Raw genomic sequence first — 25,273 nt, forward strand, 5'->3', positions numbered from 1 at the left:
CGGACCGAGGGCCGGCCTCCGGCCGTCTGCGACGCGCTTCAGGCGAGCGAGACCGGCAGCCGGCGACCGGCCAGGCGCCGGGGCTCTGCGGCCAGGCGTGCCGCGACGCCCGCGATCGCGCGTGCGGCGACGTCGTCCGGGTGCGACACCACGACCGGGTCGCCCGCGTCCCCGCCCTGGCGGAGCGCGGGACTGAGGGGAATCGACGCCAGCAGCGGCACCTCGGCCTCGGCCGACGAGAGCGCCGCTGCGACGGCCTGGCCGCCGCCCTCGCCGAACAGCGCGAGCGAACTGCCGTCGGGGAGGGTGAGCGCGGCCATGTTCTCGATAACGCCGATCACCTTCTGCCCGGTCTGCCGGGCCACCAGACCGCTGCGCACGGCGACGTCGGATGCGGCGGCCTGCGGCGTCGTCACGACGAGCACGTCGGCGTGCGGGAGGAGCTGACCCACCGAGATGGCGATGTCGCCCGTGCCCGGCGGCATGTCGATGAGGAGCACGTCGATGTCGCCGAAGAACACGTCGGTGAGGAACTGCTGGACCGTGCGATGCAGCATCGGCCCGCGCCACGCCACCGCCTCGTCGGGGCGCTGCAGGAACATCCCGATCGAGATCGCCTTCACGCCGTGCGCGACGGGCGGGAGGATGAGGTCGCCGACCTGGGTGGGCGACGGCGCGACGCCGTCGACGGAGAGCCCCAGGAGCGCGGGGATGGAGAAGCCGTGCACGTCGGCGTCGATGAGGCCCACCTTCAGCCCGTGCTGCGCGAGCGCGACGGCGAGGTTGGCGGTCACGGTCGACTTGCCGACGCCGCCCTTGCCGCTCGTGACGGCGATGACGCGCGTGAGCGAGTCCGGACCGAACGGCATGGCGCGGCTGCCGCGGAGGCGCTCGGTGAGCGCCTTCCGCTGCGCGGGCGTCATGACGCCGATCTCCAGCGCGACCGGGGTCGATCCCGCCGCGCGCTCGGCGGCCGCGCGCACGTCCTGCTCGATCCGGTCGGCCGCCGGGCATCCGACGATCGTGAGGGCGATCTCCACGCGCACGGCGCCGCCGTCCGCGCGCACCTCGCGCACCATGTCCAGCTCCGACAGGGGCCGGCGCAGCTCCGGGTCGGACACGCGGCCGACGGCGGCGCGGACGGCGTCGACGACCTGCTCAGCGCTCATCGCGAGCCTCGTCGGCGTCCGCCCGGCCATCCCGCTCGTCGAGCCGGTCGAGCAGCGAGCGGAGCTCGTCGCGCAGCACGTCGCGCGAGACCATGCGCTCCTCGACCTCCGTGAGGGCCATCCGCAGCGCCACGATCTCCCGGGCGAGGTACTCGGTGTCGGCGAGGTTCCGCTCGGCGCGCTGGCGATCCTGCTCCATGCCCACGCGGTCGCGATCGTCCTGGCGGTTCTGCGCGAGCAGGATGAGGGGCGCCGCGTACGACGCCTGCAGCGAGAGGACGAGCGTGAGCGCGGTGAAGCCGAGGGCCGCCGAGTCGAAGCGCCAGCCCTCCGGCATGAGCGAGTTCCACGCCATCCAGGCGGCGCAGAACAGGGTGAGCCCGATGAGGAACCAGGGCGTGCCCATCGCGCGGGCGATCCACTCGGTGGCGCGGCCGAAGCGGTCGCGGTCGCGGCCGTCGTAGGCGGTGTCGATGCGGGGGCGGCGGCCCCGCATCTCGGATGCGCGCGCCATCACCGGCGCACCGTCGGGATCGAGCCGGTCGCGGGGCTCCGCGGGATCTCCTCATCGGGGTCCTGCGAGCGCCAGTCCTCCGGGAGGAGGTAGTCGAGCACGTCGTCGACGGTCACCGCGCCGACGAGCCGGTGCGCGGCGTCGGTCACGGGGAGGGCGACGAGGTCGTAGCTCGCGAGCCGACGCGCGACCTCCGACGCCGAGCCGGTCACCGGCACGGCCTCGATGGTGTCGTCGAGGATGGCCCCGATCCGCTCGTGGGGCGGGTAGCGGAGCATGCGCTGGAAGTGCACGGCGCCGAGGAACCGTCCGGTCGGGGTCTCGTACGGCGGCAGCGTGACGTACACGCTCGCGGCGAGGGCGGGGTGCAGCTCATGGCGCCGGATGAGCGCGAGCGCCTCGGCGATGGTCGCGTCCGCCGGCAGGATGATCGGCTCGGTCGTCATGAGGCCGCCCGCGGTGTCGGCGCCGTAGCGCAGCAGCATGCGGACGTCCTCCGCCTCCTCGGGCTCCATGAGGTCGAGGAGCTCCTCGCTGCGCTGCGGGGCGAGCTCGGCGAGGAGGTCGGCGGCGTCGTCGGGGTCCATGGCGTCGAGCACGTTCGCCGCGCGGGCGTCGCCGAGCTTCTCGAGGATGTGCACCTGGTCGTCCTCGGGCATCTCCTCGAGGGCGTCGGCGAGGCGGTCGTCGGAGAGCTCCTCGGCCACCTCGATCATCCGCTCCTCGGGCAGATCGAGCAGGGTGTTCGCCAGATCGGCCGCGCGCAGCTCGGCGTAGCTCGCGGCCAGGTGCTCGGCGGACTGCGCCTCGCCCGGCGTGTGGTGCTCGCGCACCTGGCTCCACGGCGCGAACGTCGTCGGCCCCTTGGCGAACGGCGACGCGCTGGTCTTCGGCTTGCGCAGGAAGAGCTGCCCGACCGACCACTCGCCGATGCGGTTCGGCTCGATAGCGACGTCCTCGATCGTGGCCGACCCACTGCCGTCCTTGAAGTGCACGCGGCGGCCGATGAGCTCGGCCATCACCCGCACCTCCTCGGCGCGCGGCTGGAAGCGGCGCACGTTGATGAGGCCGGTCGTGATGACCTGGCCCTGCGCGATGGAGGTGATGCGGCCGATCGCGACGAACACGTGGCGACGGCCCGGGATCTCGCACACGAGGCCGATGACGCTCGGAGCACCCGTACTTCGATACACGACGACGACGTCGCGGACCCGACCGAGCCGGTCGCCGGTGGGGTCGAAGACAGGGCACCCGGCCAGGCGCGCCACGAACACCCTCTGCGTACTCACCTGCCCAGCGTAATGCGCCCGCCCCGGCCTCCGCGGGGCGCGCGACTCACAGGCGGGGCATAGGCGGGGAAGAGAGGGCCGTCGCATGCCCATGGGACAATGCCGCCATGAGCATGTGGAGCGGACTGGGCAAGGCCCCGGAGGTCGGGGAGACGGTCGCGAGCTTCCGCGACTACGACGGCGCGCTGAAGGCGGTGTCCAAGCTCATCGAGGCGGATGTCCCCGCGCGCGACATCGCGATCGTCGGCACCGCGCTGCGATCGGTGGAGAAGATCACGGGGCGGCTCGGCTGGGCGCAGGCCGCGTGGTCGGGCGCCCTCAACGGCGTCCTCCTCGGGCTCCTCCTCGGCGCGATGGTCGTCATCTGGACCCCGGCGCTGCCGATGGGCGCCTTCGTGGGGATGATCCTCCTCGGCGTGGCGATGGGGATGGTCTTCCGCCTCGTCAGCTACATGATGGTCCGCCGGCGCCGCGACTTCGCGAGCGTCATGCAGGTGACCGCCGACCACTACGAGATCGCCGTCCAGCGCTCGAGCGCCGGCCGCGCCCGGCAGACGCTCGGCATCGCGCCGGAGCGCCCCGTGCGCGTGGACACCGAGTCGCTGAGCGAGCCGCCGCGCTACGGCGTGCGCGTCGACCCCCGCACCGGCACCCCCGTCGCGGCCCCCGTCGAGCAGGCCGAGGACGGCGCCCCGCTGGCGGCCGAGGACGGCGCCCCGCTGCCCGACGACGGCGAGCGTCCGGCAGCGGTCGCCGTGCCGGAGCCCGACGAGCAGCACGACCGGCAGCACGACGGGCAGGTCGGCGAGCACCGCGACGAGCGGGCGTGACCGCGGAGATCCCCGCGACCATCCCGGTCGAACTGCCGTCGGGGTCCGTGGACCTCCCGGCCGCGGTCGGCGTGCCGGAGGGCGCGTGGGCGACTCTCGCGATCGCCCACGGCGCCGGCGCGGGCAAGGACCATCCGTTCCTCGTCGGCTTCGCGGCGGCCGTCCGCGAAGCCGGCATCGCCACCGTGCGCTTCGACTTCCCGTACGTCGCCGCGGGGCGCAGGCTGCCCGGCCCCGCCGCGCACGCGGTGACGGCATGGCGCGCGGTCGTCGACTTCGCGGCGGGCCTTCCCGGGCCCCTGTGGGCGGCGGGGAAGTCGTACGGCGGGCGGATGGCCTCGGTCGCCGCCGCGGAGGGCGGCTTCGACGTCGCGGGGCTCGTCTACCTCGCGTACCCGCTGCACCCGCCCGGCAGACCCGAGAAGCCGCGGGCGGACCACCTGCCGGCCATCGGCCATCCGCAGCTGTTCGTCTCGGGGGAGAACGACCCGTTCATCCAGCCGCGCGCGCAGTTCGACGAGGCGGTCGCCTCCTGTCAGGACGCGACCGTGACGTGGGTGCCGGGCGCCGTGCACGGGTTCGAGGTGAAGGGGAGCAGGCGCCCCGCCGACGAGATCGGCGCAGCGCTCGCCGATCCCGTCGCCCGGTTCATCCGCGCGCGCTGAGGGCGATCAGCTCCGCAGCCGCGCGATCCACGCCTCGACCTCGTCGGCCGTGCGCGGGATGTCGGCGGAGAGGTTCACCGGGCCGTCTTCGGTCATGAGGATGTCGTCCTCGATCCGCACGCCGATGCCGCGGTACTCCTCCGGCACCGTGAGGTCGTCGATCTGGAAGTACAGCCCCGGCTCGATCGTGAAGACCATTCCGGGCTCCAGCGCGCCGTCGTAGTACATCTCCCGGCGGGCCTGCGCGCAGTCGTGCACGTCGATGCCGAGGTGGTGGCTCGTGCCGTGCACCATGTAGCGGCGCTGCTGTCCGCCGCGGTCGGCATCGAGCGCCTCCTCGGCGGTGACGGGGAGGAGGCCCCACTCGGCGGTGCGGGCGGCGATGACGCCCATCGCGGCCTCGTGCACGGCGCGGAACCTCACGCCGGGGCGCGCAGCGGCGAACGCGGCGTCGGCCGCCTCGCGGACGGTCTCGTAGATGCGGCGCTGGATGTCGGTGAACGTGCCGCTCACGGGCAGCGTGCGGGTGACGTCGGCGGTGTAGAGGCTGTCGACCTCCGCGCCGGCGTCGATGAGGATGAGGTCGCCGGGGCGCACGGCGCCGTCGTTGCGCGTCCAGTGCAGGTAGCACGCGTGCGCGCCGGAGGCCGCGATGGTGTCGTAGCCCTCCCAGTTGCCGTCGCTGCGGGCGCGCTGGTGGAACACGCCCTCGACCACCCGCTCGCCGCGCGGGTGCGCGACGGCGCGGGGGAGCTCGCGGACGATGTCGTCGAACCCGGCCGCCGTGACGGCGACGGCGAGCTTCATCTGCTCGATCTCGTACGCGTCCTTCACGAGGCGGAGCTCGGAGACGAAGCGGGTGAGCTCGGGGTCGTCGTCGAGCACGCGGTCGTCCTCGCCCGCCGTGAACTCCTCGAGGCGGGCGGTCGGCACATCGAGGTCGGCGGCGACCTGCGCAAGCGAGGGGCGCGGGCCCACCCAGAACTCGCCGATCGACGCGTCGCGGTAGAACTCGGGCGTCTCGCGCGTCGCGCGATCGCGGAGGAAGAGGGTGACGTCGTGGCCGTCGGCGCTGTCGTCGCGCGGGTCGAAGACGAGGACCGAGTCCGGCACGGCGTCGACGGCCCAGCCGGTGAGGTGGGCGAAGGCGGAGTGCGCGCGGAACGGGTAGTCGGTGTCGTTGCTGCGCTGCTTGAAGGAGCCCGCCGGGATGACGAGGCGCTGCCCGGGGAACGCCGCGGAGACGGCGGCGCGTCGGCGCGCGGCGTGCGCGGCCTGCTCGCGCGCGGCGGGGAGCGGCTCGGCGCGCTCGGCCCATCCGCTGGAGATGACGTCGAGGAAGCCCTGCGGGTAGGGCTGGCGACGGTTCGTGTTGGAGTCGGCGGCCTTCTGCTCGGTCGCGGCCTGGGTGCTCGTCTCGCCGGTGGTCATGCCCTCAGTCTCTCACCGCGCGGGCCGCACCGTCCGTGCCGCCTAGGCTGGAGGGATGGCCGCACCCGCTCGCTACCGCACCGTCGTCCTCAGCGCGGTCGCCGACATCGTGCTCGTCGTCGTGTTCGCGGCGCTCGGACTCGCCAGTCACGAGGGCGGCGTCGATGCGGCCGGTCTCGGCCGCGTCGCGTGGCCGTTCCTCGTCGCGCTCGCCGCGGGCTGGGCGATCGCGCGCGCCTGGCGCCGGCCGCTCGCGCCGCTGCGGACGGGTGCCGTGGTCTGGGCGGTGACGGCCGCCGGAGGACTGCTGCTGCGCGTCGCGACCGGCGGGGGCGCGGCCATCCCGTTCGTCATCGTGACCGCCGTCGTGCTGGCCGCGTTCCTCATCGGCTGGCGCGCGATCTCCCATGTCTCCCTGCGCGCGGCTGCCCGGCGCTGAAACCCGCAGGGAGTGAGAAGCGGCCGGCTCAGCCGGCGGGCTCGAGCTGCACGACGAGCGGGCGGTGATCGCTGCCGGCATCGTCGAGGTTGGTGAGCACGAGCGACCCGGTCGCGGTCCATGCCGCGGAGTGCATGACGTGGTCGATCGGCGCGGCGAGCAACGCGGGCACGCCGGTCGGCCAGGTGCCGACCCCGCCGTTCCCGGTCTCGGAGGCCGCGTCCGTGCAGGCGCCGAGGTCGCCGCCGTCGACGCCGAGCGACGCCATGTGGTCGATGGTCGCGTTGAAGTCGCCGGCGAGGATGACGTTCCCGCCCGCACACTGGTCGGCGACCCAGCGGAGGTCCTCCGCCCAGGCGTCCATGTACTCGGGCTGCGGCGACACCGCGTGCACGGCCACGACGATCGGCCCCTCGCCGTCGACGGGCATCGCCACGACGCTCGGCACGACCTCGGTGTTGCTGGTGAGGTCGCTCGACGCCTCGATGACGGAGTAGTCGCCGAGCTCGGGGGAGATGAGCACCGTGGTCTCCCAGGCCTGCGGGCCGTCCTGCACCTCGGGGCGGAGCGCCACGTGATGCACCCACATCGGGCTGCCGAGGTCGCGCATCGCGACGGCGACCTCCTCGCCGACGTACTCGGCAGTCTCGGGGAGCGCGACGACGTCCACGCCCATCGCGACGGCGGTCTGCGCGATCTCGTCGGCGCCCATCGCGTTGCCCTCGGTGTTCCACGTCATGACGCGCACGCTCGTGTCGGTGGCCTCCGGCAGCGAGTCGGTGCCGTAGCCGCGCACGCCGAGGACGACGCCGCCGCTGATCGCCCCGATCGCCGACACGAGCGCCATCGAGAGCGCGAATCCGCGCATCGGGCGGATGACGGCGAGCAGGAGGAAGAAGATCGTGACGACCGCGAGGACCACCACCACGGCGCCGCGCAGGGCCGCCAGCTGGGCGACGGGGAAGGTCTGCTCGAGGCGGAAGAAGCTCGGCCACGTGACGATGGCGGTGGCGATCGCGAACAGCACGGTCACGAGGATCCCGAGCAAGCGCAGCACGGTCCCGACCCTAGGCAGGCCCGCTGGGAAACCGTCGCAAGCAGCCGCCGTGCCTGCCGGGAGACCCCTGCGCGCACACCGTACGATGAGGGACATGGACCAGGCGGGCGCACCGAGTGTGGAGGAGCCGGCCGACCTCCATCTCCATTCCAACAGATCGGATGGCACAGAGCCGCCGGCGGATGTCGTGCGGTCCGCGCATGCGCACGGCGTGCGCACGGTCGCCCTCACCGATCACGACACCACCGCCGGCTGGGCCGAGGCCGCGGACGCCGCGGTGTCGCTGGGGATGACCTTCCTGCCGGGCGCGGAGCTCTCCACCCGCCTCGGCGGGCGGAGCGTGCACCTGCTGGCCTACCTGTTCGACCCGGACGCGGCGGACCTGCGCGCGCAGATGGACGACGTGCGCGGCGACCGGATGGGCCGGGCCGAGCGGATCGTGGCGAACATCTCGCGCGACTACGACCTCGGCTGGGACGACGTGGTGGCGCAGACGCGCTCGGGGGCGACGGTCGGCCGTCCCCACATCGCCGACGCGCTGGTCGCGGCGGGCATCGTCGCCGACCGGGGCGAGGCGTTCGCCGGCATCCTCCACCCGCGCGAGGGGTACTACGTCCCGCACGAGGCGCCCGACGTCTTCTCGGCGATCGCGCTCGTGCGCGAGGCCGGCGGCGTGCCGGTGATGGCGCATCCGGCGACGTCGAGCCGCTCGGGCATGATCCCCCTGCCGACGCTGCACGACCTCATCGACGCCGGTCTGGCCGGATTCGAGATCGACCATCGCGAGAACACCGCGAGCGGGCGCCGCATCCTGCAGAAGCTGGTGGCCGAGCGCGACCTCATCGCGACCGGCTCGAGCGACTACCACGGCCTGGGCAAGCCGAACCTCCCCGGGGAGAACACGACGCCGGCCGCGATGGTCGAGCGGATCATCGCGGCCGGCGTCGGGTCTCGTCCGGCTCGGCCCTGAGGAGCTCGGCTTCCTGACGCGCGAGGCGCGTCGAGGTCAGCTCCTCAGAGCCCGGGACGTCACGCGCCCTGCGGCGCCTGCCCGGAGGGGCGACGGCGCCGACGGCGCCGCGCGGGTGCCGGCTTGCCGTCGTGGTGCTCGCGGCCCTCGCCATCGTGCGTGCCGGCGCCCTCGGCGGCGGCAGCCGGCGCGGCGCCGTCCTCGGCGGGACGACGACGGCGCGGCCGCCGCTCGCTCTCGCCCTCGGTCGTGCGGACGGCGGCGGTGATCGGCGCCTTCGTCAGGCGGCCCTTCGTGCCGGCGGGGATGGCGAGGTCGGTGTAGAGGTGCGGGCTCGACGAGTACGTCTCGGTCGGCTCGGGCTGGCCGAAGTCGAGCGCGCGGTTGATGAGCGCCCACTTGTGCAGGTCGTCCCAGTCGACGAACGTCACGGCGATGCCGGTGCGGCCCGCGCGCCCCGTGCGGCCGACGCGGTGCAGGTACGCCTTCTCGTCCTCGGGGATCGTGTGGTTGATCACGTGCGTGACGTCGTCGACGTCGATGCCGCGCGCGGCGACATCCGTCGCGATGAGCACGTCCTTCTTGCCGGCCTTGAACGACGCCATCGAGCGCTCGCGCTGCTCCTGGCCCATGTCGCCGTGCACGGCGGCGGCGCTGAAGCCGCGGTCGTTCAGCTCGTCGACGAGCTTCTGCGCCGCGCGCTTCGTGCGCGTGAAGATCACGGTCTTGCCGCGGCCCTCCGCCTGCAGGATGCGCGCGACGATCTCCACCTTGTCCAGCGCGTGCGCGCGGTAGACGATGTGGCGGATGTTCGCCTGCGTGAGGCCCTCGTCGGGGTCGGTCGCGCGGATGTGGATGGGGTTGACCATGAACCGGCGGGCGAGCGCGATGATCGGGCCGGGCATGGTCGCGCTGAACAGCTGCGTGTGCCGCTTCTCGGGCACGCGCTGGAAGATCTTCTCGATGTCGGGGAGGAACCCGAGGTCGAGCATCTTGTCGGCCTCGTCGAGCACGACCTCGGTCGCGTGCGAGAGGTCGAGGAGCCGCTGGCCGGCGAGGTCGATGAGGCGGCCGGGCGTGCCGACGACGATCTGCGCGCCGGCCTTCAGCTGGTCGATCTGACCCTCGTAGGCCTTGCCGCCGTAGATGGCGACGACGCTCGTCGAGCGGCCGGAGGTGAGCAGATCCATGTCCTCGTAGACCTGCACCGCGAGCTCGCGGGTGGGGACGACGATGAGGGCCTTCACGCCCGGCTCCGGGTTCAGCCCGAGACGCTGCACGACGGGGATGCCGAAGCCGAAGGTCTTGCCGGTGCCGGTCTTGGCCTGGCCGATCACGTCCTGGCCGGGAAGCGACAGCGGGATCGTCTGCTCCTGGATGGGGAAGGAGTCGACGATGCCCTTGGCGGCCAGCGTGTCGACGATGTCCTGGTCGATGCCGAGTTCGGCGAATGACGTCATGGAGTTGTGTGCCTGTCTCGGCGGGCCGGTCGACGAATGCCGGGCGGGCCGCGCCGCTGGATGCTTCCACGCCCTCTCAGCCACAGGCGCGGTGCCCCGATCCGTCGCCGGGGCCGCTCCCACTTTAGCGGAGCAGCCGCCGGAACCAGCGGAAGGGCGGATGGCGCGGTGCCGGCCGCGTGCAGGACGTAGGCTTTCGCACGTGGCGAACTGGCAGTTCTGGAAGCGTCGGCCCCCGGTGCGGATGCTGCGCCTGCGACCGCGCGGCGAGCTCTCCGACGCGGTGCGGGTGGACTTCCAGGAGCTCGCGCCCGATGTGCGCACGTTCCTCGGCCAGGCCGCCTACCTGCAGCTCGGATACTTCGAGACGCTCACCCGGCTCATCCGCGCCACCCCCGACCTCGCGGAGAAGGAGGCGCTCTCGCTCGCCGCGGGCGCGGCGCTCCGCAAGCACCGCGGCATCCTCGACGTGATCCGCGAGGGCGGCGACGACCCCACGGCGCTCATGGCGCCGTTCCAGCAGTCGCTCGACGCGTTCCGCCGCGAGACGCTCGGCGCGCGGCCGCGGGAGACGATGCTCACCGTCCACATCACCGCCGGCCTGCTCGACGACTTCTACCTCGCGCTGGCCTCCAGCTACGGCGAGCGGGGACGCCGGGTGGCGAAGGTGCTGCGCACCGACCACGATCGGCAGCAGATCGCCGACCTGCTGCTGCAGACCATCGAGAGCGATGAGGAGTGGCGCGCGCTGCTGTCGATGTGGGCACGGCGCCTCGTGGGCGACACGCTGCTCGTCGCGCGCAGCGCGCTGCAGATGGGGATGGCCGACGCCGAGGCCCGCGGAGACGAGGACGTCGAGAAGGTGGTCGAGCCGGTCTTCACCGCGCTGATGGCCGCGCACGCGCGGCGGATGGACGCCCTCGGTCTCGCCGCCTGAGCGGAGGCGAGACCGAGCGGCGCTCAGCCGACGAAGCCGACGCGTCGCGCCTCGCTGGTGCCGATCTCGACGAACGCGAGGTTCGCGGAGGGCACGAAGTAGGAGTTGCCCTTGGTGTCGGTGAACGACAGATGGCTCGCGCCCTCGTCCAGGGCGGCGGCGACGGCGGCCTTGACCTCGTCGGCGCTCTGCGACGTCTCGAAGGACAGCTCGCGGCCGGAGTTCGTGATGCCGATGCGGATCTCCACGGTGACTGCCTTTCGTCGGGGTTCTCGTGCATCGAAAGCCTACGGCACCCCGACGGGCGCCCGGCGGCGTGCACGCCCAGGGCGAACACGGCGCGCACAGGGCGATGTCGGCGCCCCTCGATAGCGTGGAGGGCATGCCGAGCACCACATGGGATGACAGCCAGCGCGCCGTCCTGACGCTGCCGCTGAGCTCCTCCGGCACGGTGGTCGGCGCGCCGGGCACGGGGAAGACGGCGGTGCTCGTCGGCCGGGTCGCCGCGCTCGTCGAGTCCGGTGTGGCGCCCGACGAGCTCGTGGTGCTGACTCCCACGCGCGTTTCGGCGACGCGGCTGCGCGACGAGCTGGGCCTGCGGGTGCCGGTGGCGAGCCCAGGCCCGCTCGCGCGCTCGGTCGGCTCGTTCGCCTTCCAGGTCGTGCGCGCCGAGGCCGTCCGCCGCGGTGCGGAGCCGCCGCGGCTGCTCACCGGAGCCGATCAGGACCGCATCGTCGCCGACATCCTCGCGGGAGACGAGGAGGACGAGCGCGCTGGCGCGTCGCGCTGGCCCGCGCATCTCGGTGCTCCCGTGCGCGCGACCCGGGGGTTCCGCTCCGAGCTGCGCGCGTTCGTCGCGGAGATGACCGAGCTCGGCGCGACGGCCGACGACCTGCGCGCGCTCGACTCCGACTCCTGGGCGGCGGTGGCCGACTTCCTCGGCGACTACCGCGCCGTGCTCGACCGCATGCGCGCGCCGCACCGCGAGGTCTCCGAGCTGTACGCGGAGGCGGCGGACGCGCTGCGCGAGGGAGTGCGGGTGCCGGGCCTGGAGCGCCTGCGCGTCGTGCTCGTCGACGACGCGCAGGAGCTCACGCGCGGCGGGGTGGCCGTCGTCGAGGCCCTGCGTGCGCAGGGTGCGGCGGTGCTCGCGTTCGGCGACCCCGACATCGCGTCGGGCGCGTTCCGCGGCGCGACGCCGGAGCTGTTCGCGCGCCTGTCCGCCGCGCTCGGCCCGCTGCACGTCCTGGACCATCCGCACCGCGCCGCTCCCGCGCTCACGCGGGCGACCCGCACCGTCACGCAGGCGATCGGCGCGGCGGGCGTCGTCGCCCACCGGCGCGCTCCCGGGCCGGACGTGCCGTCGGACGCGGTGCTGGAGACCTGCATCGCGACCTCGCCCTATGAGGAGGTCGACCGCATCGCGTGGGAGCTGCGCGAGTGGCACCTCATCGGCGGCACGCCGTGGGGGCGGATGGCCGTGATCGCGCACGACACGCGGCAGATCACCGCGCTCGAGGCCGAGCTCGCCGCGCGCGAGGTGCCCACCCGCGCGGCGGGCGTGCAGCGGCCCCTCGGCGCGGAGGCCGTCGTGCGCGACATCGTGGAGACCGTCCGGCTCGGCATGCAGAGCGCGGCCGAGCGCGACGACGACAAGCTCCTCGAGGCGCTGCGATCGCCTTTCGGCGGCCTCGACGGCGTCGGCCTGCGTCGCCTCCGGGCGCGGCTGCGCCATCGCGAGCTCGCCGAGGGCGGCAGCCGACCCGCCCGCGCCCTCCTGCGCGAGGCGCTCGCCGAGCCCCTCTTCCTCGACATGCAGGACACCCCGGAGGCCAGGACGGCCGCGCGCTTCGCCCGCACGCTGGAGGCGGTACACGCGGAGGCGGAGCGCGGCGCGACCATCCACGAGCTGCTGTGGACCGTGTGGGATCGGGCGCGCACGGGCGACGGACGCCGACTCGAGCGCGCGTGGCGCGACCTCGCGGTCGGGCAGGGTCCGCTCGCGGCCGAGGCCGCCAGGGCGCTCGACGGACTCGTGGCCCTCTTCGACGCGGCCAAGCGCGCGGTGGAGCGGAATCCGCAGGAGGGGCCGCTGCCGTTCATCCGCGAGATCCTCGACAGCGACGTGCCGGAGGACACGCTGTCGGCGCCCGACCGCGACGACGCCGTGACGCTCCTCACCCCCGCGAACGCCCTCGGCGCCGAGTTCGACGCGGTCGTGGTCGCGGGCGTGCAGGACGGCGTCTGGCCCAACGTGCGCCTGCGCGGCGGCCTCCTCGACACCTGGCGTCTCAGCGACGCGGTGGCGGCGCTGCGGGCGGGCGCCCCGCGCCCCGAACCGCTCGGCGTGCTGGATCGCCGGCGGGCGGCGCTCCACGACGAGCTGCGCCTGTTCGTCCGCGCGCTCTCCCGCGCCCGGCGCCGCGTGCTCGTGACCGCGGTCGACGACGACGACACCGGGCCGAGCGCCCTGTTCTCCTTCCTCCCGCCCCCGCCCGAGGACCACGGCGACCGCGCGGACCATCCGCTCACCCTGCGGGGGCTCGTCGCGCGGCACCGCCGCACGCTGACGGAGCCGGGCGAGGACGACGCCGCGCGAGAGGCCGCGGCCGCTCAGCTGCGCGTGCTGGCCGAGGCCGGAGTCCCCGGCGCCGACCCGCTCGAGTGGTACGGCGTGCTGCCGCCCTCGACCGATGCACCTCTGCGCGACCTGGAGACGGCGCCGGCCCGCGTGTCGCCGTCGCGGGTGGAGGCGTTCGAGGAGTGCGGCCTCGGGTGGGTCATCTCCGCGCTCGGCGGCGACACCGTCGCACCGCCCTCGGCCGGGATCGGCACGATCCTCCACGCCGCGATGGAGCAGGCGCCCGACGGAGACCTCGCGGTGCTCCGCGCGGTGATGGCCGAGCGGTGGCCCGAGCTCGACTTCGAGACGCCGTGGATCGCGGCGAAGGAGCGGCGGCGTGCGGACCTCTACGTGGACCGGCTGCACGCCTACCTGCGCGCGGTGCGGGCGGACGGCGGCGAGATGATCGCCGCCGAGGCGCCGTTCCGCTTCGCGGTCGACACCACCCCGGCCGTCGAGCCCGCCGTGCACACGGGGGACGACCTCGGCCAGCCGCACCGCGCCGTGGTCAGCGGCGTCATCGACCGCGTCGAGACGTATCGGACGGGCGCGGGGGAGCACGCGGACGCCCGCGCGCGCGGCTGGCTCGCGATGGACGGCGACGGGCCGGAGCGGCGGGTGGTCGTGGTCGATCTCAAGAGCGGCAAGAGCGAGAAGCCGTCGGATGGCGCGGTGGTCGAGCATGCGCAGCTCGCGGCGTATCAGATCGCCGTCCAGGAGGGCCTCGTCGACGGCGCCGACCGCGACGCGCTCGGCGGCGCGCGGCTCGTCATCGTGTCGCAGACGCTCGCGAAGAGCCCCTACCGCGTCGCGCATCAGCACGCCCTGGGGCCGGAGACCCGCGCGGCGTTCCTCCGACGGGTCGCTGACGCGGCGCGGGGGATGTCCGCGGCCAGCTTCACGGCGCAGGTGGAGACGCACTGCGCCGACGTGCAGCAGCGCGTCCACCCGTGTCGGATCCACACCATCGAGGCGGTGAGCGCGTGACCATCCAGATGATGACCCCCGGCGCGGAGGACCTCGCGTCCGGCTGGCCGGGCGGGCACGGCATCCGCGCCACGGACATCGCCACCGCACTCGGTCAGCCGATGCCGACCGAGGCGCAGCAGCGCGTCATCGAGGCGCCGCCGACGCCGGCGCTCGTGGTCGCGGGGGCGGGCAGCGGCAAGACCGAGACCATGGCCGCCCGCGTGGTCTGGCTCGTGGCCAACGGGCATGTGCGCAGGGACGAGGTCCTGGGCCTGACCTTCACGCGCAAGGCGGCGGGGGAGCTCGCCGAGCGGATCACTGCCCGGCTGTCGCTCATCGACGAGTTCGGCCGTCGGGGGCTCCTCCCGCACCTGCCGGCGATCGTCTCCGGGGGCGATCTCGACCGCATCGCCGCGGCGTCGACGCCGCGTCAGCGCGACGTCGTGCGACGGCAGGTCCTCGACGAGCTGGCCGAGCGGCACGCCACCGGATGGGACCCGGTGGCGCCGCGCACCGCCGACGACCTCATGATCCGGCCGCGGGTGGCGACCTACAACGCCTTCGCCGACTCCATCGTCCGCGAGCACTCCGCCCGGATCGGCCGCGACCCCGATGCGGCGATGCTCACGCAGTCGGCTTCGTGGCTGATCGCCCGCGCGGTCGTGCTGCGGGCAGAGCTGACCGGGCTCGAGGACATCGACAAGGCGCTCAGCACTCTCGTCGACGCGGTGCAGCGCCTGGCGGGCGACGTGCTGGACCACCGCGTGGACCTCGACGAGCTCGAGCGCGTGTGCGCCGTCGAGGCGGCGGCGGTCGCGCCGTACGTCGACGAGACGAAGGACCGCGACATCGAGAAGGCCTGGCGCCACCTCGAGGCGATGCCCGTGCTCGTCCAGCTCGTGCGCGCCTACATGGCGGAGAAGGCGCGCCGCGGCGTGCTGGACTTCGCCGACCAGGTCGGCGGCGCGTACGACATCGTCGAGGGCGCGCCGGATGTGCGGGCCGAGCTCCGAGAGCAGTACCGCGTGGTGCTCCTCGACGAGTACCAGGACACCTCGGTCATCCAGACGCGCTTCCTCGCCGAGCTCTTCCGAGACTCCGCCGTCATGGCGGTGGGCGATCCGCACCAGTCGATCTACGGATGGCGCGGGGCCAGCGCCGACAACCTGTACGCCTTCGCCCGTGCCTTCGCCCATGACCGCTCCGCCGCGTCCTACAGCCTCATGACGAGCTGGCGGAACGACCAGCGCATCCTCCGCGCCGCGAACCGCGTGCTCGCCCCGCTGCAGCGCGCGGGGGGATTCGCGGTTCCGGAGCTCGCCGCGAGACCGGGAGCGGGCGAGGGGCGCGTGGGCGTGCGGTTCGCCGCGACCGTCGACGACGAGGCCGACGAGGTCGCCGACTGGTTCGCGCGGGTCCGCGCCGAGCACGAGGCGCAGGCGAGTGCGCGCGCGCACACCGGCGCCATCCTCTTCCGCTCCAAGCGGCACATGCAGACGTTCGCCGCCGCGCTCGGACGCCGCGGCATCCCCCACCGCATCCTCGGCCTGGGCGGCCTGCTGTCCACGCCCGAGGTGACCGACGTCGTCTCCGCGCTGCGGGTCATCCACGATCCGACCTCCGGGTCCGCCCTCATCCGCCTCCTCGTCGGCCCGAGGTTCGCGGTCGGCGTGGCCGACATGGGCGCGCTGCACGATCTCGCGACCGTGCTCGCTCAGCGCGACGGCGCCCTGAACCCGCTGCCCGACGAGGTGCGCGATCGGCTCCGCGCCTCCCGCGGCGCGGACGAGGCGGTCTCGATCGTCGATGCGGTCGAGTTCCTCCGCACGGCGCGGGACGACTACCGGCTGCTCGCCGGCATCAGCCCGGAAGGCCGGGCGCGGCTGCGCGCGGCGGGGGAGATGCTCGAGCGGTTGCGGCGCGCGGCCGGTCAGCCGATCCCCGAGCTCATCCGCCTCATCGAGAGCGAGCTGCGACTCGACATCGAGCTCGCTGCCAACGAGACCCGGGGGCCGGCCCGCGTGGCCGCGACGCAGCTGCGCGCCTTCGGCGACGAGGTGCGCGCCTTCCTGTCCGCCGACGAGCGCGGCACGATCGGCAGCCTGCTGGCGTGGCTCGAGAAGGCCGAGCGCACCGACGAGCTCGTTCCGCGCCCCGAGCCGCCGGAACCCGGCGTCGTGCAGCTGCTGACGATCCACGGCTCGAAGGGACTGGAATGGGACGCGGTCGCCGTCGTCCGACTGGTGAAGGACGAGCTGCCGAGCCGTGTCACCGACGCTTCCGGATGGCTGGGCTTCGGCGTGCTGCCGTTCACCCTGCGCGGCGACCGGGATGCGCTGCCCCGGCTGGAGTGGGACCCGGCGTCGGCCATGGACGCCGCGGGCGACGACCAGGGCAAGCGGCATCGCGCGGCGGAGAAGGCGCTGGCGTCGGCGATCACCGAGTTCAAGAAGCGCAACGGCGAGTACCAGCGCGAGGAGGAGCGGCGGCTGGCCTACGTGGCGATCACACGCGCGCGCGGCGACCTGCTGCTCACCGGCTCGCACTGGGCCGGCCAGAAGACGCCGCGGACGCCGAGCGAGTACCTCGTCGAGATCATCGAGGAGCTCGACCTCGAGCCCGTGGGCGAGACCGATCCCGAGGAGAACCCCTACGAGGGGACCGCGATGACGAAGTCCTGGCCGATGGACCCGCTGGGTGATCGGCGCGGGCGGATCTCCGCGGCGCTCGAGCGGGTCGCGGCCGCGCCCGTCGCGACGCCGTCTCCGCAGCTCGCGCGGCTGCTCGCCGAGCGCGCCGAGCGCGAGCGCGGGCGGCGCTTCGCCGCCCCGACCCGTGTGCCCGCGTCGCGCTTCAAGGACTACGTCGCCGACTACACCGGCACGATCTCGCAGATCGCCCGCCCGATGCCGGAACGGCCGTACCAGCAGACGCGCATCGGCACGCTGTTCCACCAGTGGGTCGAGGCGCGCTCGGGGACGACCGGCTCGAGCGCCGCCATCGACGACGCCCTGTGGGAGACGGACGAGGAGGTCTGGGACGAGGGCCGCGACACCGAGGTGTCGGCGGCCGACGAGGCGGCGCTCGAGCGCTTGCGCGAGACGTTCCTGCAGAGCGAGTGGGCGCGCCTGCGCCCGCTGGCCGTCGAGACGGAGATCGACTTCCCGCTGCCGAGCATCGACGGCGCGCCCGAGCACATCGTCATCTGCAAGCTCGATGCCGTGTACCTCCGCGACGATCGAGGGGGCCGGATCGAGATCGTGGACTGGAAGACCGGCCGCGCGCCGCGCACTCCGGCCGAGCGGGAGGCGCGGATGCTGCAGCTCGCGCTGTACCGGCTCGCGTACCACCGTCGACACGGGGTGCCGCTCGAGGACATCGACGTCACGCTCTACTACGTCGCCGACGACCTCGTGCTGCGAGACGAGCGGGTGCTCACCGCGGAGGAGGTGGCGCGGCGCTGGCAGGCCGCTCAGCGGGGCTGACCTGCGGGCGGCCGACGGTCGGTCGCCGACGGGTCAGTCTGCCCGCTGCGCGCCTTCGGCCAGTCGGCCTGCTGCGCGCTCCTCCGCGATGAAGGCCTCCATGTCGAACGGCACGGTGGCGTCGGCGGGGCGATCGGCCGGCTGCGCGGACGGCAGGTCGACCACGGGCACGGTGTCCGTCGTCGGCGCCGGCTCCGCGGGATCGGTGTTCCACGCCGTCTCGCCGTCCAGCGTCAGCTGCGCCGGGTCGTACGCGTCGGTGTGCATGGAGGTGTCGACGGGCGTCGGCGCGGTCTGCGGCACGCGGCCGATCGCGGCCAGCGCGTCGTCGACGTCGGAGGTCGCGGCGCCGAGCCCGGCCAGCAGGCGGTCCTCGCGCACGCCCTCGGAGAGCGACTCCAGCATCCCGGCGGCGTCGTCGACCACATCGGGCCGGTGCGCCTCCAGGCCGTGCACGAGCCAGCGGGCGAACTCCAGCTCGGCGTGCAGGCGAGCGCGCACGCGCAGCGCTCCGTCAGGTGCACGATGCGCGGCGGCGGCGTACGCCTCGTGGATGTCGTCGGCGGCATCCGGCGCCGAGGCGACCCAGCGCAGGTCGACGGCCGGATCGTCGATCGAGAGCCCATGCCAGTCGAGCACGCCCGCCACCCGCGGGACGCCCGCGACGTCGTCGGACAGCACGAAGGACGTCGCCTGCGTGCCGCCGAGGCACACCGACGACTCGAACGACCAGAGCCGGTCGTCCTCGACGGCCTCGCGCCAGCGCACCATGAGCCGGACGGGCACCCGGCCGCTGGCGCCCGCCGCGTCGAGCACGCGCTCGATGTCGGCGCGCGACTGCTCGGCCGTGCGCACCGGAAGCCCGGCCGAGCGGACCACCGATCCCGGCAGCGCGTGGAGCACCGCCATCGCCTGGCCGATCGAGGGGGCGATGCCGCGCCCGCCGGGGATCTGCGCCGCCTCCACCTGGTAGCCGCGGACGAAGCCGGTGACCACGGCGGTCGTCCCGTCGAACGGCACCGCGCCGTGGTACTCGGGCGCGTCGAAGCCGAGGAGCTCCCGCACGCCGGAGGTCAGCGCGCGCAGCGCGACGATCTCGGCGGCGATCTCCCGTTCGGCGGCCTCGTCGACCGGCGCGCGCACGACCAGCTCGCGGCCATCCGACAGCGTGGCGACCGCGGCGTCGAAGCGGCCGGCGCCGCCGGCCGTGAGGGCTCGGACGCCCGTGACCTCCGCACCGGGCACGGCGGCCGTCGCGGCCGCGGCTAGAGTGAGGAGTGAGCGTGGCATGAGAACCAGGTTAGGTCGCGGCGACGCTCGTCCCACCGCGCCACGCCCGCGAGAGAGGTACCCGATGGCCCTGCATCCCGCCCCTGCGAGGATCGACAGGAGCGCGGAGGAGCGCGACGCGTCGGGCCTCCTCGACTCCGTCGCCGCCGATCCGGCGACCCGCGTCCTCGTCGTCCGCGGCGATGCCGCCCCCGTGCTCGACACCCCGGACGGCGCCCCCGTGCTGGCCCTCGCCGAGGTCGCAGACGTCGGGGGTCGCCCGCACTGGGCGTTCCTCGGGCGCGGCGACGACGGCGCGGCCGTGCTGCTGGCCGCGGTCCCCGCCGACGCCGAGCCGCTCGGCGCGGAGACGTCGTGGCGGAGCATCCGCGAGGTGGGCGCGCTGCTGGCGCGGACCCAGCTCGACGCGCTCGTCGTGGGCGTCGCTCTCGGACGCTGGCTCGTCGAGGCGCCGTTCTGCCCGGCGTGCGGCACGCTGACCGTGCTCGCACAGGCGGGCTGGTCGCGGCACTGCCCGGGCTGCGGGCGGGAGCACTTCCCGCGCACGGACCCTGCCGTCATCGTCGCGATCACCAGCGCGGACGGCGAGCGTCTGCTGCTCGGCGCGAACGCCGCCTGGAAGGGCCGGATGTACTCCTGCTTCGCGGGATTCGTCGAGGCGGGCGAGTCGCTCGAGACCACCGTGCACCGCGAGCTGCAGGAGGAGGCGGGGGTCCGCGTCGACCACATCCGCTACCTCGGCTCCCAGCCGTGGCCCTACCCCCGCTCGCTCATGCTCGGGTTCCTCGCCTCGGCGGTGGACGACGACGAGGCCCGCGCCGACGGCACCGAGATCCTCGACGTGCGCTGGTTCACCCGCGAGGAGATCGGCGAGGCGTTCGCCGGCCGCGGGCCGATCGCGCTGCCCGGCGCCGTCTCCATCGCGCACGGACTCATCCGCGCCTGGTACGAGGGCGCGTGAGCGCTCTCGACAGCCTCGACGAGCAGCAGCGCAGGGCCGCGTCGATCCTGCGCGGGCCGGTGGCAGTCCTCGCCGGCGCCGGCGCGGGCAAGACGCGGGTCATCACGCATCGGATCGCCCACGGCGTCGACACCGGCGCATACAGCCCGCAGCGGGTCATGGCGCTCACCTTCACCGCGAAGGCCGCCGGCGAGCTGCGTGGCCGCCTGCGCGCGCTCGGCGTGCAGGGGGTGCAGGCGAAGACCTTCCACGCCGCCGCCCTCGCGCAGCTCAACTACTTCTGGCCCACGGTCACCGGCGACGTCGCCCCCACCATCGTCGACAACAAGGTGCGCCTGCTCGCGCACGCCGCCGACGAGCTGCGGCTGCGCCCCGACAAGGCGACGCTGCGCGACATCGCCGCGCAGATCGAGTGGCGCAAGGTCACCATGCGCTCCCTCGAGCAGTACGCCACCCTGCAGCGGTCGGTGGGCGGGATCCGGCCCACGGTGCTCCTCGACCTCATGCGCGCGTACGAGTCGCTCAAGGACGCGCGGCGCCAGCTCGACTTCGAGGACGTCCTGCTGGCGTGCGCGGGCATGCTGGAGGCTGAGCCCCAGGTGACCCGCGCGGTGCGCGAGCAGTACCGGCACTTCACCGTGGACGAGTACCAGGATGTCTCGCCGCTGCAGAACCGGCTCCTCGAGCTGTGGCTGGGCGACCGGCGCGACATCTGCGTCGTCGGCGACGCGAGCCAGACGATCTACTCCTTCACCGGCGCCGAGGCGCGGTTCCTCCTCGAGTTCGAGCGGCGCCATCCCGATGCCACCGTCGTGCGCCTCGAGCGCAACTACCGATCCACGCCCGCCATCGTCGACGTCGCCAACGCGCTCATGCGCGGTCGGCCCGGTGCGCTGCGGCTGCAGGCGGTGGGTCCGGTCGCGGGCGACACGCCGGTGGTGACGGCGTACTCCGACGAGCACTTCGAAGCCGACGGCGTCGCCGCGGCGATCGAACGCCAGCTGGAGACCGCGAGCCCGTCGGACATCGCGGTGCTCTACCGCTCCCACGGGCAGTCCGCCGAGATCCAGGACGCGCTCGCGCGCCGCGGCATCCCCACCACCGTGCTCGGCGGGCGTCGGTTCTTCGACATGCCCGAGGTGCGGCAGGCGCTGATGGCGCTGCGGGGAGCTTCGGTCGCGCCCACCGAGCAGGGGTTCGCGGACACCGTCCGCGACGTGCTGCGCAGCCTCGGCCACGACGACGAGCCGCCCGTCGCCGGCGGCGCCCTCCGTGACGCGTGGGAGGCGCGTGCGGCCATCCTGCGTCTGGCCGAGGAGGCCCCGACGGGGACGACCCTCCGTGCGTTCACCGAGAACCTCCTCGCCCGCGCAAAGGATCAGCACGAGCCGCCGCTGCGGACGGTCACCCTCTCGACGCTGCACGCGGCGAAGGGCCTGGAGTGGCCGCACGTGCACCTGCTCGGACTCGCCGAGGGGATGCTGCCGATCTCGTACGCCACGACGCTCGAGGGCGTGGACGAGGAGCGGCGTCTGGCATACGTGGGCATCACGCGCGCCGCGCGATCGCTGTCGCTGTCGTGGCCCCGCGGCTCGGCATCGGGACGGATGCAGCGGGAGCCGTCTCGCTTCCTCGCGGAGATCGGCACAGGCACTCTGCGTGGTGCCGATGGCTCCGCCACCGTCGGCGGCCGTCGGCGCTGAGCCGCGCGGAGCGGGCGGTGTCGTCGTCCGCGCGCGACGCGCGCAGCAGCTCCGACAGCAGCGTCGCCGCCGACACCACCAGCGGCGTCGGCGTCTGCGGCGCCCGGCGCGCGAGCAGCTGCAGGGTCAGCACCGGCCACGCCGGGTCGCGCTCGCGCTCATGAGCCGCGAGGCACCCGAGGCACGGCGAGCGACCGGGTCGGACGACGGGTCCCACCTCCGCGCTCTCGACGGAGAAGACCAGCGGCGCGTGCACCACGTCCTCCCGCAGGAGCGGCACCCACGCGCTCGGCGCGACCGCGTGGTGCGCGACGAGCACCGCGGGGACGCGCGGCGCCACCGCGGCGACCGTCACCCACTCCGGCGCCCACCCGCACGCGGTGAGCGCGTCGCAGAGCGCCGTGACGGTCGCGGGCTCCACGCCGTCGGCGGTGACGATGTGCAGCGCCGCCGGCGCGGCCTCGCGGCGCAGCGCCGGGGCGATGCGACGGAGGAACGCGCGCAGCTCGCGCTCGGCGACGCCGAACGCGGCCGCGAGCCCCGGCTCCTCCTCGTCGAAGCCGTCGACGAGACGCGCGAGCAGCCGCTCCTGCCAGAGGGTCGGCCCCTCGATGCGGATGGCGCCCTCGAGCCCGAGCTGAAGCGTCGAGACGTCCCGCCACAGAGGGAGGCATGCCGGGTCGAGCGAGAGATGCGCCATAGCGCGATTGTGCTCCCGCGCTCGGTCCGCCGCGGCGGCTGTCCACAGGCGACGGGCTGGTGAGACCGCGCCGCGCCGCCTGTGGACGGAGCGTCAGACCGGCTGGTCGCCCTCCGGACGCGCGTCGGGGTCGTCGTCGCGGTCCTGCGAGCCGCCGGCGGGGCCATCCTCGCTCTTGTCGGCCTCTTCACGGAGCAGCTGCGCGAGGGCGTCGTCGAGGTCGTCGGCTGCAGGCGCCTCGCCGCGCGCCTGCGCTTCGAGCCGCGCGATGAGGGCCGCCGGGTCGTCGATGTCCTCCGACGTCGGCATGAGGTCGGGGTAGTCCCACAGGCTGTCGCGTGCGGAGATGCCCACGGCCTCGCCGACGGCGCGCCACATCGCGGCCGCTTCGCGCATGCGGCGCGGCCGCAGACGCAGGCCCACGAGCGCGCCGAGCGCGTCCTCGGCCGGCCCGCCCTCCGCGCGACGGCGGCGGATGGCCTCGGCGATGCGGTCGAGCTGGGGCACGCGCGACGTGGCGTCGGCCGTGACGACGTCGATCCAGCCCTCCACCAGTGCGAGGAGGTTCTCCAGGCGCGCGAGGGCGCGTTGCTGCGCCTCCGTCTGCTGCGGCAGGAGCGCGCCGCTCTCGAGCGCCTGACGCAGCTCCTCGGGGTTCGTCGGATCCAGGCGGGAGGCCATCTCCTCGAGCGCGTCGGTGTCGACGCGGATGCCGCGGGCGTAGTCGCCGATCTGCGACAGCACGTGCAGGCGCAGCCACTTCGCGTGACGGAACAGACGGGCCGATGCGAGTTCGCGCGCGGCGATGTAGAGGGCAAGCTGGTCGTCGGGGATCTCGAGCCCCGCGCCGAGCTCGGCGAAGTTCTGGGGGAGGAGCACGGCCGTCCCCGCGGGCATGACCGGAATGCCCACGTCGGAGCCGCTGACGACCTCGAGCGAGAGCTTGCCCACGACCTGGCCGAGCTGTGTGGCGAACAGCGAGCCGCCGACGCCGCGCATGAGGCGGCCGGCGCTCTGCACGACGTCCTGCATCTCCTCGGGCGCCTGCGAGCGGAGCGCCTCGGTGAGCGCGTCGGCGATGCTCGTGGCGACGGGCTCGGCGACCTCCTGCCACACCGGCAGCGTCTGCTCGACCCATTGGCCGCGGGTGATCGCGCGGGGCAGCTCCGCCGTGGGCGACAGGGTCGTCGCCTCGCTGAGCCACAGGCCGGCCAGGGTGAACGCCTGGTCGAGGTCCGTGCGCTGGCCGTCGGTGACGCCGAGGCCGTCCTGGTTCGCCAGGTGCAACGCCTGGCGCTTGGTCGCATCCCACGAGATGGACCCGTCCTGCGCGCCGGCGAACATGCCCTGGAACTGCTGCATCATCTGCGACAGCATCGCGGGATCCATCTGCATCCCGGCCATCCGCGAGAGCTGCTCGGGGTCGATGGCGCCGCCGCTCATCAGTCGGCGCAGGAGCTCCTGGAACTCCTCGTCGGGAGTCCTGTCGTCGTCTGTCACGTCAGCCGCCTTTCAGCCGGTCTCGGTCCGTGCGATCTAGGCTAATCGCGCCGGTCCGTGCTCCTCCCGCAGCGCGGCGGATGTGCTTACGCCACCCGCGAACGACGGCGGAAGGAACCCCCGTGACCTCGATCGACAGCACGCCGCCCGCTCGCGCCCGGGGCGCTGTCGCCCCCCGGCGGACGGTCGCGGGCATCTGGGCGCTCGTCGTCGCGCTCATCGCGCTCGTCGTCCTGACCTTCCTGCCCACGGGGTATGTCATCGAGCAGCCGGGTCCCGTCTACGACACGATCGGCGGCGTCGAGGACGCCGACGGCGAGATCACGCCCCTCATCTCCGTGAAGGGCGCGGAGACCTACGAGACCTCCGGCTCCCTCGATCTCACCACCGTGCAGGTCGTGGGCAACCGCGAGCGGACGCCGTCGTGGTTCGAGCTCGCCCTGGCCTGGCTCGACGGGTCGCGCGCGGTCGTCCCGATCGACTCGGTGTTCCCGGCCGGCCAGACGAGCGAGCAGCGCGAGGAGCAGAACACCGCGATGATGGTGGACTCCCAGGCGGAGGCGACGGCCGCCGCGCTCACCGAGCTCGGCTACGACGTCGGCGCGCGGCTCGAGGTCGTCGGCCCGACCGGCGACGACTCCCCGGCGGTCGGCGTGGTGGAGGAGGGCGACGTCGTGCTCGCGGCGGACGGCCAGGAGGTCGCGGACGTCGACGAGCTGAAGTCCGTCGTCGCCGCGGGCGAGGGCGACCCGCTCACCTTGACCGTCGAGCGCGACGGGGAGCGCCGCGACCTCGAGATCACGCCCGAGGAGGCGACGATCGACGGGGAGCGCACCTGGCTCATCGGCGTGTACCTCACCACCGCGTTCGACTTCCCGATCGACGTCTCCATCCGCCTCGACGACGTGGGCGGCCCGAGCGCCGGCACGATGTTCGCGCTGGGGATCATCGACACGCTCACCCCGGGGGAGATGACGGGCGGCGAGGAGATCGCCGGCACCGGCACCATCGACGCGGCCGGCACGGTCGGCCCGATCGGCGGCATCCGCCAGAAGCTGCACGGCGCGCGCGACGCGGGCGCGGAGTTCTTCCTCGCCCCGGCATCCAACTGCGACGAGGTCGTCGGCCACGTGCCGGACGGCCTGCAGGTGTTCTCGATCGAGACCCTGGACGACGCGCTGACGTCGGTCGACGCGATCGCGGCAGGGGACACGGGCGACCTCGCCACCTGCTCCGGCTGAGCGTTCCTTATGTCCGGGTGATGGGCCGGATGGGCGCGCC

19 protein-coding genes are annotated in these 25,273 nt (G+C 74.1%); 10 read left to right on the forward strand and 9 right to left on the reverse strand.

Features of this window, described 5'->3' with window-relative positions; genetic code table 11:
- Positions 1-38: 38 nt before the first annotated feature.
- Genes D7D94_RS01595 through D7D94_RS01605 form a run of 3 tightly spaced genes read right to left on the reverse strand, consistent with a single transcriptional unit; the run spans position 39 to position 2,972 of the window.
- Positions 39-1,169, reverse strand: coding sequence for an Mrp/NBP35 family ATP-binding protein (locus D7D94_RS01595; RefSeq protein WP_156240922.1), 1,131 nt, complete (start codon positions 1,167-1,169; stop codon positions 39-41).
- Positions 1,159-1,683, reverse strand: coding sequence for a DUF1003 domain-containing protein (locus D7D94_RS01600; protein WP_156240923.1), 525 nt, complete (start codon positions 1,681-1,683; stop codon positions 1,159-1,161). The genes D7D94_RS01595 and D7D94_RS01600 overlap by 11 nt, the downstream gene beginning before the upstream one ends.
- Positions 1,683-2,972, reverse strand: coding sequence for a magnesium transporter MgtE N-terminal domain-containing protein (locus D7D94_RS01605; protein ID WP_156240924.1), 1,290 nt, complete (start codon positions 2,970-2,972; stop codon positions 1,683-1,685). Before D7D94_RS01605 ends, D7D94_RS01600 begins: the two co-directional genes overlap by 1 nt.
- Before the next feature lie 107 nt (positions 2,973-3,079).
- Between D7D94_RS01605 and D7D94_RS01610 the strand changes: the two genes are divergently transcribed.
- Entirely contained in the window at positions 3,080-3,802 is a 723-nt protein-coding gene (locus tag D7D94_RS01610) for a general stress protein (RefSeq protein ID WP_216648676.1), read from the forward strand.
- The gene (locus D7D94_RS01615) at positions 3,799-4,467 is read left to right on the forward strand and encodes an alpha/beta hydrolase family protein (protein WP_246171836.1); all 669 of its coding nucleotides are present in this window, start codon (positions 3,799-3,801) and stop codon (positions 4,465-4,467) included. Before D7D94_RS01610 ends, D7D94_RS01615 begins: the two co-directional genes overlap by 4 nt.
- Before the next feature lie 6 nt (positions 4,468-4,473).
- On the opposite strand, the gene D7D94_RS01620 is transcribed toward D7D94_RS01615, so the two are convergent.
- Positions 4,474-5,898, reverse strand: coding sequence for an aminopeptidase P family protein (locus D7D94_RS01620; protein ID WP_156240925.1), 1,425 nt, complete (start codon positions 5,896-5,898; stop codon positions 4,474-4,476).
- Positions 5,899-5,953: 55 nt separating this feature from the next.
- On the opposite strand from D7D94_RS01620, the gene D7D94_RS01625 reads away from it, so the two are divergent.
- Positions 5,954-6,337, forward strand: coding sequence for a DUF3054 domain-containing protein (locus D7D94_RS01625; RefSeq protein WP_156240926.1), 384 nt, complete (start codon positions 5,954-5,956; stop codon positions 6,335-6,337).
- Positions 6,338-6,365: 28 nt separating this feature from the next.
- On the opposite strand, the gene D7D94_RS01630 is transcribed toward D7D94_RS01625, so the two are convergent.
- The gene (locus D7D94_RS01630; RefSeq protein WP_156240927.1) at positions 6,366-7,394 is read right to left on the reverse strand and encodes an endonuclease/exonuclease/phosphatase family protein; all 1,029 of its coding nucleotides are present in this window, start codon (positions 7,392-7,394) and stop codon (positions 6,366-6,368) included.
- Positions 7,395-7,488: 94 nt separating this feature from the next.
- Between D7D94_RS01630 and D7D94_RS01635 the strand changes: the two genes are divergently transcribed.
- Positions 7,489-8,364 carry a PHP domain-containing protein gene (locus tag D7D94_RS01635; RefSeq protein WP_173024219.1) on the forward strand — a complete coding sequence of 292 codons (876 nt, stop codon included), beginning with the start codon at positions 7,489-7,491 and terminating at the stop codon, positions 8,362-8,364.
- Positions 8,365-8,423: 59 nt separating this feature from the next.
- On the opposite strand, the gene D7D94_RS01640 is transcribed toward D7D94_RS01635, so the two are convergent.
- Positions 8,424-9,824, reverse strand: a complete 1,401-nt coding sequence (locus D7D94_RS01640) for a DEAD/DEAH box helicase (RefSeq protein WP_156240929.1) — start codon at positions 9,822-9,824, stop codon at positions 8,424-8,426.
- Positions 9,825-10,026: 202 nt separating this feature from the next.
- Here D7D94_RS01640 and D7D94_RS01645 point away from each other — a divergent pair, with 202 nt between their 5' ends.
- Entirely contained in the window at positions 10,027-10,761 is a 735-nt protein-coding gene (locus D7D94_RS01645; protein ID WP_156240930.1) for a ferritin-like fold-containing protein, read from the forward strand.
- Between the two features lie 23 nt (positions 10,762-10,784).
- Here D7D94_RS01645 and D7D94_RS01650 read toward each other — a convergent pair whose 3' ends face one another.
- A complete protein-coding gene (locus D7D94_RS01650; protein ID WP_156240931.1) occupies positions 10,785-11,009 on the reverse strand; it encodes a DUF3107 domain-containing protein in 225 nt (74 codons plus the stop codon).
- A gap of 134 nt (positions 11,010-11,143) precedes the next feature.
- Here D7D94_RS01650 and D7D94_RS01655 point away from each other — a divergent pair, with 134 nt between their 5' ends.
- Positions 11,144-14,371 (forward strand): ATP-dependent helicase, encoded by a 3,228-nt coding sequence (locus D7D94_RS01655; RefSeq protein ID WP_156240932.1) that lies wholly within the window; start codon positions 11,144-11,146, stop codon positions 14,369-14,371.
- Between the two features lie 8 nt (positions 14,372-14,379).
- Complete coding sequence (locus tag D7D94_RS01660; RefSeq protein ID WP_156243258.1) at positions 14,380-17,838, forward strand: ATP-dependent helicase; 3,459 nt, start codon at positions 14,380-14,382, stop codon at positions 17,836-17,838.
- Between the two features lie 33 nt (positions 17,839-17,871).
- On the opposite strand, the gene D7D94_RS01665 is transcribed toward D7D94_RS01660, so the two are convergent.
- On the reverse strand, positions 17,872-19,128 hold the full coding sequence (locus D7D94_RS01665; RefSeq protein WP_216648677.1) for a phosphotransferase: 1,257 nt from the start codon (positions 19,126-19,128) through the stop codon (positions 17,872-17,874).
- A gap of 64 nt (positions 19,129-19,192) precedes the next feature.
- Here D7D94_RS01665 and nudC point away from each other — a divergent pair, with 64 nt between their 5' ends.
- Both nudC and D7D94_RS01675 read left to right on the forward strand, forming a co-directional pair.
- Positions 19,193-20,089, forward strand: a complete 897-nt coding sequence (gene nudC, locus D7D94_RS01670; protein WP_156240933.1) for an NAD(+) diphosphatase — start codon at positions 19,193-19,195, stop codon at positions 20,087-20,089.
- Positions 20,086-21,792 (forward strand): ATP-dependent helicase, encoded by a 1,707-nt coding sequence (locus tag D7D94_RS01675; protein ID WP_156240934.1) that lies wholly within the window; start codon positions 20,086-20,088, stop codon positions 21,790-21,792. The genes nudC and D7D94_RS01675 overlap by 4 nt, the downstream gene beginning before the upstream one ends.
- 793 nt (positions 21,793-22,585) lie before the next feature.
- Here the strand turns inward: D7D94_RS01675 and D7D94_RS01680 are convergent.
- Complete coding sequence (locus D7D94_RS01680; protein WP_425486975.1) at positions 22,586-23,992, reverse strand: zinc-dependent metalloprotease; 1,407 nt, start codon at positions 23,990-23,992, stop codon at positions 22,586-22,588.
- A gap of 122 nt (positions 23,993-24,114) precedes the next feature.
- On the opposite strand from D7D94_RS01680, the gene D7D94_RS01685 reads away from it, so the two are divergent.
- The gene (locus tag D7D94_RS01685; protein WP_425486976.1) at positions 24,115-25,233 is read left to right on the forward strand and encodes a YlbL family protein; all 1,119 of its coding nucleotides are present in this window, start codon (positions 24,115-24,117) and stop codon (positions 25,231-25,233) included.
- Positions 25,234-25,273 lie beyond the last annotated feature (40 nt).

The organism is Microbacterium oryzae (assembly GCF_009735645.1).
Lineage (GTDB): Bacteria > Actinomycetota > Actinomycetes > Actinomycetales > Microbacteriaceae > Microbacterium > Microbacterium oryzae.

What these genes read in the sequence shown, in the direction of transcription:
- D7D94_RS01660 (WP_156243258.1), top strand. Translation starts at nt 14,380, where the DNA reads ATGATGACCCCCGGCGCGGAGGACCTCGCGTCCGGCTGGCCGGGCGGG.
- D7D94_RS01610 (WP_216648676.1), top strand. Translation starts at nt 3,080, where the DNA reads ATGAGCATGTGGAGCGGACTGGGCAAGGCCCCGGAGGTCGGGGAGACG.
- D7D94_RS01600 (WP_156240923.1), bottom strand. Translation starts at nt 1,683, where the DNA reads ATGGCGCGCGCATCCGAGATGCGGGGCCGCCGCCCCCGCATCGACACC.
- D7D94_RS01640 (WP_156240929.1), bottom strand. Translation starts at nt 9,824, where the DNA reads ATGACGTCATTCGCCGAACTCGGCATCGACCAGGACATCGTCGACACG.
- D7D94_RS01595 (WP_156240922.1), bottom strand. Translation starts at nt 1,169, where the DNA reads ATGAGCGCTGAGCAGGTCGTCGACGCCGTCCGCGCCGCCGTCGGCCGC.
- D7D94_RS01655 (WP_156240932.1), top strand. Translation starts at nt 11,144, where the DNA reads ATGCCGAGCACCACATGGGATGACAGCCAGCGCGCCGTCCTGACGCTG.
- D7D94_RS01635 (WP_173024219.1), top strand. Translation starts at nt 7,489, where the DNA reads ATGGACCAGGCGGGCGCACCGAGTGTGGAGGAGCCGGCCGACCTCCAT.
- nudC (WP_156240933.1), top strand. Translation starts at nt 19,193, where the DNA reads ATGGCCCTGCATCCCGCCCCTGCGAGGATCGACAGGAGCGCGGAGGAG.
- D7D94_RS01620 (WP_156240925.1), bottom strand. Translation starts at nt 5,898, where the DNA reads ATGACCACCGGCGAGACGAGCACCCAGGCCGCGACCGAGCAGAAGGCC.
- D7D94_RS01625 (WP_156240926.1), top strand. Translation starts at nt 5,954, where the DNA reads ATGGCCGCACCCGCTCGCTACCGCACCGTCGTCCTCAGCGCGGTCGCC.
- D7D94_RS01665 (WP_216648677.1), bottom strand. Translation starts at nt 19,128, where the DNA reads ATGCCACGCTCACTCCTCACTCTAGCCGCGGCCGCGACGGCCGCCGTG.